Below are 14,395 nucleotides of genomic sequence, written 5' to 3' on the forward strand. Positions count from 1 at the left end.
CCATATCGGCCTAGGCCATGCGGGACTTGGCATCGGCCTCGAGCGCGGACCACAGTGAGTCCAGCCCGGCAGCTACCTTTTTCTTACTTGCCGCCAGATCCTCGGCGGGGGCGTCTTTGCCAAAGAGGTAATACTTGATCTTCGGCTCGGTCCCGGACGGACGCACCGCGCAGGAGCGACCGTCGGCCAGCTCGATGATCAACATGCCTTCCTTGGGAATGGCATCGCCCTCGGCATCTTCGAAATCGTCCTTGGAGAAATCGCGCACCCGTGTGACGGCGGCACCGTCGATCTCGCTCGGTGGGTTGGAGGAGTAGGAGGCGGCCAGCGACTTGATCTGAGCGGCACCGTCGGCACCTTCCATGACCAGCGCTTTACCCACCTCGAGGTGGTAACCGAACTCCTTGTAAAGGTCGTCCAACAAAGCTGCAAGGCTCTGCCCCACGCTCTTGGCATAGGCGGCGAGTTCGGCAAACATGACGGCCGCGCCGTTGCCATCCTTGTCGCGGATGGTATCGGTGCCGAGGTATCCGTAACTTTCCTCGCCACCAAAGATGAAGAAGCGGGAGTATTCCAGACGCAGCGCCCGGCTCTGCTCCTGGCTGAGCTTACGGTAGTCGCCTTTTTTATCAGCGGGGATCGCCTGCTCATATTTCTCGAGTTTGGCGGAGATGTATTTGAAGCCGGTGAGGGTATCGACGATGCCTACACCGAATTTCTCGGCAATGGCGCGCTGCAGCTCGGTGGTGACGAAGGTCTTGATGAGCACGGCACGGCTGCGATTGGAATCGGTGATGATGCCTTGGTCGAAGAAGGTTTTGGTCCGATACCAGGCCATCAGCGAACCGATCTGATTGCCGGTGAGGATTTGCATTTCCCCGGCGTCGTTGCGAACGGCCACCCCCATGCGATCGTTGTCCGGGTCGGTGCCGATGACAATTTCCGCACCTTCCTTTTTCGCCAGCTCAATCCCCATGGCAAGCGCCTCGGCGTTCTCAGGGTTCGGCGATTTGACGGTGGGGAATCGTCCATCTTGAATGTCTTGCTCAGGCACGGTGAGCACATCGAAGCCGAGCTCGGTCAGTAGCGGCACAATGCAGTGCCCGCCTGTGCCGTGGAGGTTGGTGAAGACGACCTTGGTTTTGTCGTCGCTGTTCTCCAGCAGATCGGGGCGAAGCAGCAGGCCTTTGGCATCGTCCATGTAAACACGATCGGCTTCGGCACCGAGCACGTTCAACAGGCCTCGACCCGCCTCGGCCACCGGCTCGTAGGCCTCGCTAGTGATGGCATTGACCTCATTGATCACACCCTCGGCATTCTCACCGACGAGCTGAGCGCCTTGATTGAAGTAGGCTTTGAAGCCGTTGTCGTGAGACGGGTTGTGGCTCGCGGTGAGTACCACTCCCGCATCCGCATTAAGTGCGCGGATGGCGTAGGAAATTTGCGGCGTCGACCGTGGTCCGTCGAAGAGGTGCACATCGCATCCCAGATCGGTGCAGATCTTGGCGCAGAACTCGGCAAAATCGCGGGAGAAATGACGGGTGTCGTGACCGATGACAAAGGCGGGCTTGCGGGCCTCACCTTGCTCCGCGAGGTAGCGTTTGAGGTAGATCACCATGCCGCGAATGGCACGGCTGACGTTGTAGAAATTCATCGAAGCCGTTCCCACACAGGGGTGCTCCGGGCGCTCGTTCGGGCCTCCTTTTCCAAGCTCTGCATCGGTGACCACCCGGCCAATCGTGCGACCACGCAGGCCGCCGGTGCCAAATGCCAGCGTTTTGTAAAATCGATCATTCAGCTCCTGCCACTCGTCGGCGGCGATCAGCTCTTGAATCGAGGCCTCAGCCACAGGACTGGTGGTGCCTTGCAGAAGGGCTAGGATGTTTTCGCGAGAAGATTCCAGTAAGCTGCCAGCAGCCACTGCTTGATCAAGGGAGGTCTGAATATCGGCCATTTCGGGCTGGATGATAGAGAGAGATCATGAGATTGCAACCCCGTGATGCAGCATAAACTAGAGAACGCGATCGAAAAACGCAGCCACCTGCTAGACGAGCAGACCAACGCCCTGCGGCTGGTCGATGGCGTTGGCGACGGGCTGCCGGACGTCTTTCTGGAAACCTTCGCATCACACTGGGTGGTCTCCACCCGCGACGGTCGACTCCACCCGGAGATCCGTGCATGGCTGCAGCAACAGGCACATTCTTGTTACTGGAAACGTCTCGATCAGCACGAAAAGGAAAACCCACAGCACATCGCCGGCCCGAAGCAAGACGAGCCCTTCATCGCCCGCGAAAGTGGTGTCAATTACAAGATCCACCTGCAAGCGGGCTACTCCCAAGGTATTTTCCTCGACCAGCGACTGAACCGTATCCGCGTGCGCGAGCACTCCGGCCCAGGGAAAACTGTGCTGAACACCTTCGCCTACACCGGCGCTTTTTCGGTCTGCGCCGCCCTCGCCGGAGCCACCACCACCACCCTCGACCTATCTCAAATCTATCTCGACTGGGCACGCGACAACTTCCGCGCCAACGATCTGGCTCCGGACGACCACTACTTTTGCAAAGGCGACACCTTCCACTGGCTAAAACGTTTCGCCCGCCAGGGCCGCACCTTCGATGGCATCATCCTCGATCCCCCGACCTTCTCACGCGACGACAAGGGCAAGGTCTTCCGGGTGGAGAAAGATTACGGTCGCCTCGTCGAGCTCGCCTACGCCTGCCTCGCCCCCGGCGGCTGGATGCTCTGCTGCACCAACTGCCGAAAACTCGACCCCCGCGACTTCTCTCGCATGGTCCGCGATGCCGCCCCTTCCAGCACCATCACCGCGCTCGACATGCCCGAGGAATATACCGGCGAGAACTATCTGAAATCACTCTGGGTGCAGAAACGATAGCTTTCTTGCGCTGCAAGCCACAGATGTTAGCGTCACCGCATGGACGACTATAACCGCCGGCACTTCATCCGCACCTCCCTTCCGGGATTCCTCGGTCTGGGGCTTGCCCTGCCCGGCATCACAGCTCTCGCTACCCGCGCCAATGCCTACCAGGGTCGACTCCCAGAGGACGGAGCCATCAACTGGGACGCCTTTCTGACTGCAGTGGAAAAGGAAGCGTCCAAGCAGCACCTCGATCACTGGAACCAAGCAGAGTATGTCAAAAAAGCCGCCGCCCTCGCGCTGCGCCTGAACCTGAAAGATCCGGCACTCGCTGAGGCTTTTGAGAAAACCCAGCAAGGGCTCGGCAACCAACGGGCCGACTTCTACAAGCTCGAGCGCCAACGCAACTTCGAGGTCAGCCTCGTGCAGTTCGAAAAGGGCGAACAAATTTCCCACCACGATCACCCCGGCATGACCGGTGTGCTGCTCTGCGCGACAGGGAAAGTGGATGTCTGGAACTACGATTTGTTAGGGAGAAAAAAGAACAGCAAGAATGTCCTGCTTAAAGAAACTGCCCAGTCGACGCTCGCCAAAGGCATGGTCTCCACCCTAACCGCGAAGCAGCGCAATATCCACCGCCTGCAAGCGCACAGCCTGACCCAGCTGGTCGATATTTTTGCCCCTCCCTATAATAAAGAGCGCTCACGCAACAGCAGCTGGTTCACGGTCGATCCCGAACCGTTCAAAGGATACGATCACATCTACGAAGCCACCAAACGTTAAACATGAATCTCTCAGGAAAAACGGCCCTCGTCACCGGCGCCTCATCCGGTATGGGTTTCGCCATCGCGGAACAACTTCAGCAAGCTGGAGCCAGGGTCTTCGGCCTCTGCCGCAACATCAGCAAGATCCCGGCGGCAGTCCACCCGATCAGCTGTGATCTCACCAGCCCCGAGCAGATCGACGCCGCCTTCGCCAGCCTCGACGCACTCGATATCCTGATCAATAACGCCGGCATCGCCATCCTCTCGGGCATTTCCGATGGTGACCCCGCCGACTGGCAGAAAATGTGGCAGGTCAATGTCCACGCCCTCGCCACCTGCTGCCAGAAGTCTCTCGCCCTGTTTCCGGAATCCGGCGGGCAGATTGTCAATATTTCCAGCATGAGTGGCCACCGAGTGCCGCGAACCGGTGGCTTTTACGCCCCCACCAAGTTCGCCGTGCGCGCCATTTCGGACGCCCTGCGCACCGAACTGCGATCTCAGGATAACCCCACCCGTGTCGCCTGCGTCTCGCCCGGCTTCGTGGATACCCCTCTGCTCGATGTCTACTTCAAGGGCCGTGAACAGCAGCTTGAAGAAACCAAGACCTCGATGGATATGCTCACCGCCGAAGATGTCGCCGAGTCTGTCATGCACATCCTCCGCACCCCCGCCCACGTCGACGTTTCCGATATCATGCTTCGCTGCACCCAGCAGAAAATCTAAACCGTTGATAGTCAACAAACGCAAATCGCCTCCTTGCTTTCCAAGCTTGCCGTGATATTGTTCACATCACTTCATGGCGATCTACACCCATAAGCTTAGCTTCCCCTGTCCCGACTGCGGCGGGATCCTGACGATGCGCAGCCCCGATGCCAGCGGCCCTTGCCCGCTTTGCACTAGCCTCATCACCGTGAAGCTTACCGTGGAATCAGCCCCCGTCGCCAAGCTTGGAGGAGAGGAGGAAGATACTCGCCTGACTTGGGACAAACGGGCCTTCCGGCGCTGCTCAGACATCAATAAAAACTCCGCTTCCACACGTTCGGCCCAGGCCCAATAAGTTGCTTCTCAAGCCCTCCGGGAGCGCCCGCTAACTTCTTCCTACTACGTAGGAAAGAGTGTTCTAAAAAAAAATTCCCTTTTCATTCAGGGTTTCCGGGCTTACCCCCCCTTCCATGTCGAAGACCCTTATCATCGCGGAGAAACCCTCCGTCGCCACCGATCTCTCCCGTGCACTTGCCAAGGCACCCGAAGTCGGCAAGTTCGAAAAGAAAGGCAAAGGTCGCGATGTCTATTTTGAAAACGATGGCTATGTCATCACCTCAGCCGTCGGTCACTTGGTCGAGCTGAAGATGCCCCAGGGCCCGATTGGGAAAAATGGCAAACCCCGTAACCTGCCATGGAACTTCGAGGTCCTGCCCGCCATTCCCAGCACCTTCGAACTGCAACCGATCGAACAGTCCGAGACCCGCCTGAAGCAAGTCCTCCGCCTCTGCCGCCGCAAGGACGTGGACACCATCGTTAATGCCTGTGATGCGGGCCGCGAAGGTGAATTGATCTTCCGCTATATCCTCGAGCTCGGCAAAATCGAGAAACCCGTGAAGCGTCTCTGGATGCAGTCGATGACCCAGCAGTCGATCCTCGACGCCTGGAGCCAGCTGCGCAGCGATGACGACATGCAGAACCTCACCGCCGCCGCGAAGTGCCGATCGGAGTCGGACTGGTTGGTCGGCCTGAACTCCACCCGTGCCCTGACCTGTTTCCGCTCGCGCCACGGTGGATTTAATATCACCGCCGCCGGCCGTGTGCAGACCCCCACCCTCGCCATCCTCGCCAAGCGCGAAATGGAAATCCGCGAGTTCATCCCCGAGGCCTACTCGGAAGTCCACGCCGATTTCTCCGTGGAGAAAGGCGAATACGCCGGTCGCTGGATCAATGAGTCGTGGAAGCGCGATCCCCAGCACCCACACTCCCGCGCCGAACGAATCTGGAAAAAAGAAGATGCCGAAGCCATCCGCGAACGATGCGAGGGCAAGACCGGCACCGTCAGCGAGGAGCAGAAACCCACCAAGCAGGCGTCACCCCAACTTTACGATCTCACCACCCTCCAGCGTGAGGCGTCATCACGATTCGGATTCTCCGCCAAGCGCACCCTACAGGTCGCTCAAGCGCTCTACGAGAAATACAAGATGCTCACCTACCCACGAACCGATTCCCGCTACCTGCCGGAAGATTACCTCGGCAACGTGCACGAAACGGTGGACGCCATCGCCCAGCAAGGTGGCGAGCTCGGCAAGCACGCCAAACACGCGCAGTCCGAAAAGCTCATCATCCCCACCAAGCGCGTCTTTAATAACGCCAAGATATCCGATCACTTTGCGATCATTCCCACCGGACGCTTTGTCAAAATGGACGAGGCCGCCGAGAAGCTGTTCGATCTCGTCGCCAAACGTTTCCTCGCCGTCTTCTACCCACACGCCGAGTTCCTCAACACCCGCCGCATCACCCGCATCGAGAACCCCAACGTGACCGATGCCTTCCTGACCACCGGTAAAATTCTGGTCAAGCCCGGCTGGATGGCGGTTTACGGTCGTCAGCCCGGAGTCGCCGCCGGAAAAGACGAACTCTGCTCGGTTTCCGAAGGTGAATCCGCTCAAGTGGAACACATCGAAGTCAAGGACGACGAAACTAAACCACCCGCACGCTTTAATGAAGCCACCCTGCTCTCCGCCATGGAGGGCGCCGGCAAGCTGATCGATGACGAAGAGCTGCGTGAGGCCATGGCCGACCGCGGACTCGGCACTCCCGCCACCCGCGCCGCCACCATTGAAGGCCTGCTGCGCCAGAAATACATCGAACGCGACGGCCGTGATCTTCACGTCACCCGCCGCGGCCTGCGCCTGATCGAGATCACCCAGGAGCTGGGGATCGAATCCCTGGCTTCACCGCAAATGACGGGCGACTGGGAAAGCAAACTGCGCCAGATGGAGCAAGGTAAGCTGTCGCGCCCCGAGTTCATGCGTGAGATCATTGATTTCACCAGTGACATCGTCAACAAAGCGAAAAAATACACCGCCGAGCTGCAGAACAAAACCTTCCCGGACCTCATCGCCACCTGCCCGAACTGTCAGGCGGACAAGCTCAAGGTCACCGATGCCACCATCGAGTGCTACAACCCGGAGTGTGGATTCAGAACCAATCGCCACATCGCCTCCCGCACACTCAGCGATCAGGAAGCGAAGGATCTGTTGGAGAAGAAATTCATCGGACCGCTGGAAGGATTCAAATCCCGCTTCAACCGCCCGTTCGAAGCCGCACTCGAGCTCAAACAGGAAGTTTCCAAAACTGGTAAACTCGGCAAGTGGAAAGTCAGCTTCGTCTTCGATAACGGCGAGGACGAACGCGACGAGCTCACTGACGACCAAATCATCGCCAATGTCACCACCCCCGACGGCAAGGAGGTCAAGATCTACGAAACCGCCAACGCCTGGTATGTGCCCGCCATCACCAACAAGGACAACCCTGACGGCATCCGAATTTCCCGCACGATTCTCCAGTGCGAGATCCCCAGCGAGCAAGGGGTCAAGCTGATCGAGAAAGGTAAAACCGACCTCCTCCCCGGCTTCGTCTCCAAGCGCACCAAGCGCGCCTTCTCCGCCTACCTCACCTACGATTCAGAAACCGGCAAGATCGGCTTCGAGTTCGAACCACGGAAGAAGACGGCGAAGAAAAAATCAGCGAAGAAGAAGTAGCCTCGTCGCGTAGTGTCAGGATGCTGCGTTTGCTACTCATCAGCCTGACCCTCGCCCAGACGACTCTGGCAGCGCCCGCCGTGCTGCTAGCGGAGGGTTTTGATACGATTGGCCGCAAGAGCCTCGCTGCGAAGCTGTTGAAAAAAAGTCAGGTCTCCCTGGCGAAGTCGGCCGGTCCGGATGGCAGCGACGCCATCCGCGTGGCCTACATCCCCTACGCACGCGGCAGCGAACGGATCACCACCAACTTCCCCCTCAGCCGCAAGGTCACCGCCGCCACGCTGAGTTTTGATGTCTGTTTTGAGAACGGCTTTGATTTTGCCAAAGGTGGAAAGCTACATGGACTTGGCCCCGTCAAGCCGGTGACCGGCGGGCAGCCACGAAAGCCCAACCAGTGGAGCGCGCGCCTGATGTTCAGGAAGGGCGGCGCGGCATCGACATACATTTACGATCAGCACCCCACCGCCACCTACGGCATCGGAGAGCGCAGCCCGGCCCCCGTTTTCCGTCCCGGAAGATGGCATCACGTCGACCTCCAAGTCTCACTCAACCACGGTGCGAAAGCAAACGGCCTGGTCCACCTGTTCATCGATGGCAAGAAGGTCGCCAGCAGTCAAAACCTTCGGATCCGTGGCCTGGAGAACGATGCCACCTTGATTCACTGTTTCATGTTCTGCACCTTCCATGGCGGTCATACCGAAGCCTGGTCGCCAAGAGACACCGATGGACAACCGGCAACCGTGCACGCGCTTTTTGACAATATCGTCGTTAGAGAAGGTCTCACCCTCGCTCCACACATACCCTAACTCCAGTTAGAACTCTGATTTCCCCCTAATCCGGTGGCATCATTGGTCAATTTCTCCAACAATCTTCGCATATCCTGAAATTCGATTGTCAGCCCTCGCGCCTGTGGTAAAAAGCGGATGCCATGAGCACGATCAATTCTACTACGCACCCCGCCCTCACCAAATGGGTGGAAAAAATGACCCATCTCTGCCAGCCAGCCGACGTCCGCTGGTGTGACGGCTCGCAAGCCGAATGGGATGAACTCACCCAGCTGCTCTGCGACAGCGGCACCTTCACCAAGCTCAATCCTGAGATCCGCCCGAACTCATTCCTCGCCCGCTCATCCCCTGGTGATGTTGCCCGCGTGGAGGATCGCACTTTCATCTGCACCCGCCGTCCCGACCTCGCCGGACCGACCAACAACTGGGCGGAGTCGAGCGAGATGTTAGAAAAAATGCACGATATCTTCTCCGGCTGCATGCAAGGCCGCACAATGTATATCATCCCCTTCTGCATGGGCCCCATCGATTCCCCACTCGCCAAGATCGGCGTGCAGGTCACCGATTCCGCCTACGTCGTGGTCAACATGAAGATCATGGCCAACATGGGAGCCGATGTGCTGAAACGTCTGGAAGACGAAAAGAGCGGCGCCGCGCCGAAGAAGCGCGATGGCCACAGCCTCTTCATCCCCTGCGCTCACAGTGTGGGCATGCCACTCACCGAAGGTGTGGAAGACATCCCATGGCCATGCAATGACGATAAATACATCTGCCATTTCCCCGAAACCCGCGAAGTCTGGTCCTATGGATCAGGCTACGGTGGCAATGCCTTGTTAGGGAAAAAATGCCTCGCCCTGCGCATCGCCTCGAACATCGCCCGCGAGCACAACTGGATGGCCGAGCACATGCTGATCCTCGGGCTGGAGTCACCGGAGGGCGAAAAAACTTACCTCTCCGCCGCGTTCCCATCGGCCTGTGGCAAGACCAACCTCGCCATGCTGGTGCCACCGAAGAAATACGCCGATGCCGGCTGGAAGACCACCATCGTCGGTGATGATATCGCCTGGCTCTGGCCACACGAGGACGGCACCCTGCACGCCATCAACCCGGAAAACGGCTACTTCGGCGTGGCTCCCGGCACTTCATACGATACGAATCCCATCGCGATGGACTCGATGAAGGAAAACGTCATCTTCACCAACGTCGCCCTGACCGACGACGGCGATGTCTGGTGGGAAGGCCTCACCAAGGAAGCCCCGTCTCATCTGATCGACTGGAAAGGTAACGACTGGACACCGGAATCAGAGACCCCGGCAGCGCACCCGAACGCCCGCTTCACCGCTCCCGCCCACCAGTGCCCCACCATCGACCCAGATTGGCAAAACCCGGACGGGGTGCCCATTTCCGCCATCGTCTTCGGAGGTCGTCGCCCCTCGACCATGCCGCTGGTTTACCAAGCCTTCAACTGGTCGCACGGTGTTTACATCGGTGCTACCATGGGCTCGGAAGTCACCGCTGCCGCCATCGGGCTCAAAGCCGGTGTCCGGCGCGACCCCTTCGCCATGCTGCCCTTCACCGGTTACAACATGGGCGAATACTTCGGCCACTGGCTGTCGATGCGCAACAAGATCAAACACGTGCCGCGTATTTTCCACGTCAACTGGTTCCGTCTCGACGAAAATGGCAAGTTCCTCTGGCCTGGCTTCGGCGATAACATGCGGGTTCTGGAATGGATCACCAAGCGCTGCCAAGGCCGCATCCCCGGCCACGAAACCCAAATCGGCTGGACCCCACACTTCGAGGACTTCGATGTCGATGGCATCGAGAACTTCTCCGAGGAAGACTTCGATAAGGCCATGGCCTACGACAAGGACGAGTGGAAAGAAGAACTGCTCTCCCAAGGTGAGCTGTTCTTGAAACTCTACGATCACCTGCCCAAGGAATTGGTCTATCAGCGCGAGCTGTTAGCATCACGCCTTTCCTAACGGCACATGCATTCGATTCACTGATCTCAACCGGCACTGGACCTGATCCAGTCGGTTGAGATTGGCTGTCGGGTTCTTTTTCAAACCATCCGTCGGCGCAATCGAGGCCGTAGGCTGGAACTAGCTCTCATACTTCTTGCGGAACTCGCCAGGAGTCATTCCGGCTTCGCGCTTGAAGAACACGACAAATGGACGTGCATCGTTAAAACCGACGGCACTGGCAATCTGCTCAAGGGTGCGACTGGTGGTTAACAGCAAGCGCCTTGCTTTCTCGGCCCGCAGTTGACGAATGTCCTGAGCCGGAGATGAGCCCAGCAGTGCGCGGTATCTTTTTTCAAACGTGCTTCTGGCCAGCGGCAATGACTGCGTTAATTCATCAACGGTTAGACCACGGCAGGCATTGTCCCTGATCATCGCACGCGCCTTGAGCACTACCATGTCAGGGTTGCTCTCTCCGACGGTCGACTCCCGCACGCGGATCTCACTGGCATCCACTTCCACCCGCGAACTTCCTTCGTGGCTACCTTCGACCAGACGAACTAACAACTGAATCGCTTTCTCCGCAATTTCCTGAGTGGGCATCACAATGCTGGATAGCTCCGGCGTGCAAAGTCGTGCATTGATCGAGTCAAAGCGACCCAAGATGCCCACCTGTTCAGGCACGCGGACATCGTAAGCGGTGCAAAAATCGGCAAAGAGCCTGCCGCGCATGTCATGAGAGGTATACACTCCCGTGCGCTTCTCAAGACCGAGTAATTTCTCTCTGAGCTCCGGCACCTCGCGCTCAAATTCTTGAAAGCTCCCCGCGCGAATCCCCTCAGGAAGCGTCATCGACCAAAAAGGAATATGCCGACGTTCGCACTCGGCCCGCAGGCAATCTTGCACGGGGTGATAATCCAGCGGATGCTCGGTATCCAACATCCCAATTTCTTCATATCCCAGTGCTGAAAAATGCTCGCAGATCAATGTGGCTGTCGATTCTTGACGCACCAGGACCTGAGCATGGTCACTACGGAGGCAGGCAAAGATATTCACCACCGGCAGCGCCAGTTCCTTCAGCCAAGGAGCATCGAACTGGTCGTTGTCGAAGGAACACAAAATCGCATCCGGCTGATACCCTTGGGGGAATTCCACCGGCTCGTTGAAATCGGTGTGGATGAAGTTCCTGAAGTGACAATGTTCACGAATGCCCCTGATTTCCAAAAGACGGTCCATCAGATTCAAGAGAAACGAATACCAGTCCGGAAAAATGACAGCAATATTGTAGCAAGGTTTGTCGGCCATGAGGGGAATGACCAATATACTGACCTAAAAAGGAAATTTGACGATCAAATGTTTCTCAGCCTGTGAGTATATATCAGCCGGACCAAATCCGTTTTTGTTCGCTCTCACGAACTCATCCATCACTCAACACTTGCAATGAAACCTACCTTCCTCGCCATCTCCCTACTTGGCCTCACGTGGCTCCCCAGCCTTAGTCACGCCGCTCCTACGCCGCCTAACATCGTCATCCTTTTCTCAGACGATGCAGGATACGCCGATTTCGGTTTCCAGCCGGATTGTGCCGAGGAGATGAAACAGCTGACCCCCAACATCGATACCATTGCCCGCGATGGCGTCCGACTATCCAATGCTTACATGTCCGGCTGTGTTTGCTCACCATCGCGCGCGGGTCTGATGACTGGGCGCTATCAAGAACGGTTTGGTTTCGATAACAACCTGCCACCGGGCCACAAAAATGGCGTCGATCTCGATGAAACCTTCGGCGTGAAACGCTTGCAAAAGCTCGGCTACAAGACCGCCCTGATCGGCAAATGGCACCTTGGCTATCCGGCGGAATACCACCCGAACGAACGAGGCTACGATTGGTTTTACGGCCTACTTCAAGGTTCACGTGGATACCATCCCTACAAGAAACCATCTCCCCACCGGGTGATCCTTGATAATAAAAAACCCACTCCCGAGGAGGGTTACATCACCGACCGCTTCGGTGACGCGGCCTGCCAGTTTATCCAAGAGAACAAAGGCGAGCCGTTCTACCTCTTCGTTTCCTTCACCGCCCCACACTCACCCAATCAGCCCAACAAGAAGGACCTCGATCGCATCAAGCACATCAAGAAAAACATGCGCCGCAACTACGCCGGACTGATGGTCTCGCTGGATGACAACGTCGGCAAAATTCTCAAAACTATCAAGGACAGCGGCATCGAGGACAACACCCTGGTCATTTTCACCAACGATAACGGAGGCCAAACCGCCACGGGCGCGAACAACGGCCGGCTGAAAGGGAAAAAAGGCAGCCTCTGGGAAGGTGGCGTGCGCGTACCGTGGGCGATGCGTTGGCCGGGAAAAATCAAGGCAGGCACCGTGGTCAACGACCCCATTATCTCGCTCGACATCCTCCCCACTGTGGTCGATTTGACAGATCATCCGGTGGCCGACTCGTGGAACTTGGATGGTCGTAGCATGCTTCCTCTGATGACAGGAAAAGCCGCCTCGCTGCCTGAACGCACCCTGCACTGGCGCCAGCACGGCCCTGAGGGTAGCATCTCGCTTCGTCGTGGGAAATGGAAGCTCATCCACAACCGCGGCATCGAAGGCGCGACTCCGGAGCTTTATGACTTGGAGAACGATCTCGGAGAAAGTAAGAACGTGGCTGCTCAAAATCCGGAACTGGTGAAATCCCTGTTGTCCGATATGAAACAGTGGGAAAGCCAGCTTCAAGATCCGCTCTGGGGGCCAGGCTCCCCATCGAGAAAGTCCAAGAAATAAACTCCCCCCTGTGAAACGCACCCTACTCCTCATCGCCGCCTGCCTGCTCCCCCTGACCGCGCGTGCGGGAGAGAAGCCGAACATCCTCTGGATTTACGTCGAGGACCTCTCACCCTGGCTCGCCTCATACGGTCATCCAGTGAACGAAGGGCAGACGCCGGCACTCGATCAGATGAGCCAGCAGGGGCTGAGGTTTAGTCGGTGTTTTGTCCCCGCCCCCGTCTGCTCGGCCTGTCGCTCCGCGCTGATCACCGGTGTTTACCAAACAACCACCGGCACCCACCACCATCGATCATCGCGGACGGCCGAATCCCGGATTCAGCTTCCCGAGGGAATCCAGACCTTGCCGGAATTGTTCCGTGCCCATGGCTACGCCACCTTTAACAACGGCAAGGACGACTACAATTTCTCCTACCAGCGCGACCAGCTCTACTCCCTCGGCAATCCTAAAAAGCAAAAGGGGTTCTACGGCAAAAAGGGAAAAGGCCACTGGTCTCAGGTGCCGAAAGGGCAGCCATGGTTTGGTCAAATCCAGCTGGCAGGGGGCAAAGCACGCACCCAATCGCTGAGCAATAAGGTCGATCCCGACCGCATGCAGCTGCCCGCCTACTTCCCCAACGAGGACCTGTTCCGCAAGGAGTGGGCGCACCACTACGATACTGTGCGAGTCACCGATCGCGAGGTGGGCAAGATCATGGCCCGACTGAAAAAGGATGGGCTGTTAGAAAACACCGTTGTCTTTTTCTTCTCCGATCACGGCAACAACCACTCGCTGCGTCACAAGCAATTCTGTTACGAAGGAGGCGTGCACGTGCCACTGATCATCACCGGCCCGGGGGTTCCTGAAAAGTCGGTGCGCAGCGAACTGATTAGCGCGCTGGACATCTCGGCCACCAGCCTGGCTATGGCAGGCATCGAGCTGCCGGGCTACTTGCATGGCCAGAACCTGTTGGCCGACGACTATCAGCCGCGCCGCTACATCATCTCCGCCCGCGATCGCTGCGACTACGCCATCGACCGCATCCGCACCGTGCGCAGTGAGAAGTTCCGCTATATCCGGAATTTCATGACCGACCGCATCCTCCTGCAACCGCAGTATCGCGACAAGCAAGCCCCGACCAAACGCCTGCGTGAGCTGCACGCCAGTGGCCAGCTCGGCAAGATCCCCGAGTGGGCATTTTTCGGCAAACGCCCGGCGGAAGAACTTTACGATTTGACCAAGGATCCGGAGCAAATCCATAACCTCGCCGAGGACCCTGCCTTCGCTGCCGAACTGAAAGAACATCGCCAGGTCCTAGAGCAGTGGATCCAAGACAGCAACGATCGTGGTGAGCAGCCGGAATCCCTCGCCGGCCTGCGTGCCGTCTATCAGCGCTGGGGCCAGCAATGTGTCAACCCGGAGTTCGATACGGTCAAGAAAGCGGCTGAATAGAGGTGCCTTGGCCCTTGCCCTGCGAGTGGGCCA

11 protein-coding genes are annotated in these 14,395 nt (G+C 57.9%); 9 read left to right on the forward strand and 2 right to left on the reverse strand.

From position 1 onward, the window contains the following. Positions 1-10: 10 nt before the first annotated feature. Positions 11-1,954, reverse strand: a complete 1,944-nt coding sequence (locus JO972_RS14865; RefSeq protein WP_309490867.1) for a phospho-sugar mutase — start codon at positions 1,952-1,954, stop codon at positions 11-13. A 45-nt stretch (positions 1,955-1,999) separates the two neighbouring features. On the opposite strand from JO972_RS14865, the gene JO972_RS14870 reads away from it, so the two are divergent. From JO972_RS14870 to JO972_RS14900, 7 genes are all read left to right on the forward strand, one after another. Continuing rightward, positions 2,000-2,893, forward strand: coding sequence for a class I SAM-dependent rRNA methyltransferase (locus JO972_RS14870; RefSeq protein ID WP_309490868.1), 894 nt, complete (start codon positions 2,000-2,002; stop codon positions 2,891-2,893). A 39-nt stretch (positions 2,894-2,932) separates the two neighbouring features. Next, complete coding sequence (locus JO972_RS14875) at positions 2,933-3,658, forward strand: cupin domain-containing protein (RefSeq protein ID WP_309490869.1); 726 nt, start codon at positions 2,933-2,935, stop codon at positions 3,656-3,658. A gap of 2 nt (positions 3,659-3,660) precedes the next feature. Further along, on the forward strand, positions 3,661-4,362 hold the full coding sequence (locus JO972_RS14880; protein WP_309490871.1) for an SDR family oxidoreductase: 702 nt from the start codon (positions 3,661-3,663) through the stop codon (positions 4,360-4,362). 73 nt (positions 4,363-4,435) lie between these two features. After that, positions 4,436-4,696: a hypothetical protein gene (locus tag JO972_RS14885; RefSeq protein ID WP_309490872.1), complete on the forward strand. Its 261-nt coding sequence runs from the start codon at positions 4,436-4,438 to the stop codon at positions 4,694-4,696. Positions 4,697-4,811: 115 nt separating this feature from the next. Further along, positions 4,812-7,388 (forward strand): DNA topoisomerase III, encoded by a 2,577-nt coding sequence (locus JO972_RS14890; RefSeq protein WP_309490873.1) that lies wholly within the window; start codon positions 4,812-4,814, stop codon positions 7,386-7,388. Positions 7,389-7,408: 20 nt separating this feature from the next. Beyond that, entirely contained in the window at positions 7,409-8,194 is a 786-nt protein-coding gene (locus JO972_RS14895) for a polysaccharide lyase (protein WP_309490874.1), read from the forward strand. A gap of 122 nt (positions 8,195-8,316) precedes the next feature. Further along, positions 8,317-10,158, forward strand: coding sequence for a phosphoenolpyruvate carboxykinase (GTP) (locus tag JO972_RS14900; RefSeq protein ID WP_309490875.1), 1,842 nt, complete (start codon positions 8,317-8,319; stop codon positions 10,156-10,158). 120 nt (positions 10,159-10,278) lie between these two features. Here the strand turns inward: JO972_RS14900 and JO972_RS14905 are convergent, their stop codons facing one another. After that, the gene (locus JO972_RS14905; RefSeq protein ID WP_309490876.1) at positions 10,279-11,442 is read right to left on the reverse strand and encodes a helix-turn-helix domain-containing protein; all 1,164 of its coding nucleotides are present in this window, start codon (positions 11,440-11,442) and stop codon (positions 10,279-10,281) included. A 135-nt stretch (positions 11,443-11,577) separates the two neighbouring features. Between JO972_RS14905 and JO972_RS14910 the strand changes: the two genes are divergently transcribed. Continuing rightward, complete coding sequence (locus tag JO972_RS14910; protein ID WP_309490877.1) at positions 11,578-12,930, forward strand: sulfatase-like hydrolase/transferase; 1,353 nt, start codon at positions 11,578-11,580, stop codon at positions 12,928-12,930. A 10-nt stretch (positions 12,931-12,940) separates the two neighbouring features. Continuing rightward, positions 12,941-14,362 carry a sulfatase family protein gene (locus JO972_RS14915; protein WP_309490878.1) on the forward strand — a complete coding sequence of 474 codons (1,422 nt, stop codon included), beginning with the start codon at positions 12,941-12,943 and terminating at the stop codon, positions 14,360-14,362. Positions 14,363-14,395 lie beyond the last annotated feature (33 nt).

Origin of the sequence: Oceaniferula flava (assembly GCF_016811075.1) — a bacterium.
Taxonomy (GTDB): Bacteria; Verrucomicrobiota; Verrucomicrobiia; order Verrucomicrobiales; family Akkermansiaceae; genus Oceaniferula; species Oceaniferula flava.

Bases quoted from the DNA above. Each gene is read 5' to 3' on its own strand.
- JO972_RS14890 (WP_309490873.1), top strand. From the start codon at position 4,812: ATGTCGAAGACCCTTATCATCGCGGAGAAACCCTCCGTCGCCACCGAT.
- JO972_RS14870 (WP_309490868.1), top strand. From the start codon at position 2,000: ATGCAGCATAAACTAGAGAACGCGATCGAAAAACGCAGCCACCTGCTA.
- JO972_RS14865 (WP_309490867.1), bottom strand. From the start codon at position 1,954: ATGGCCGATATTCAGACCTCCCTTGATCAAGCAGTGGCTGCTGGCAGC.
- JO972_RS14895 (WP_309490874.1), top strand. From the start codon at position 7,409: ATGCTGCGTTTGCTACTCATCAGCCTGACCCTCGCCCAGACGACTCTG.
- JO972_RS14880 (WP_309490871.1), top strand. From the start codon at position 3,661: ATGAATCTCTCAGGAAAAACGGCCCTCGTCACCGGCGCCTCATCCGGT.
- JO972_RS14900 (WP_309490875.1), top strand. From the start codon at position 8,317: ATGAGCACGATCAATTCTACTACGCACCCCGCCCTCACCAAATGGGTG.
- JO972_RS14875 (WP_309490869.1), top strand. From the start codon at position 2,933: ATGGACGACTATAACCGCCGGCACTTCATCCGCACCTCCCTTCCGGGA.
- JO972_RS14910 (WP_309490877.1), top strand. From the start codon at position 11,578: ATGAAACCTACCTTCCTCGCCATCTCCCTACTTGGCCTCACGTGGCTC.
- JO972_RS14905 (WP_309490876.1), bottom strand. From the start codon at position 11,442: ATGGCCGACAAACCTTGCTACAATATTGCTGTCATTTTTCCGGACTGG.
- JO972_RS14885 (WP_309490872.1), top strand. From the start codon at position 4,436: ATGGCGATCTACACCCATAAGCTTAGCTTCCCCTGTCCCGACTGCGGC.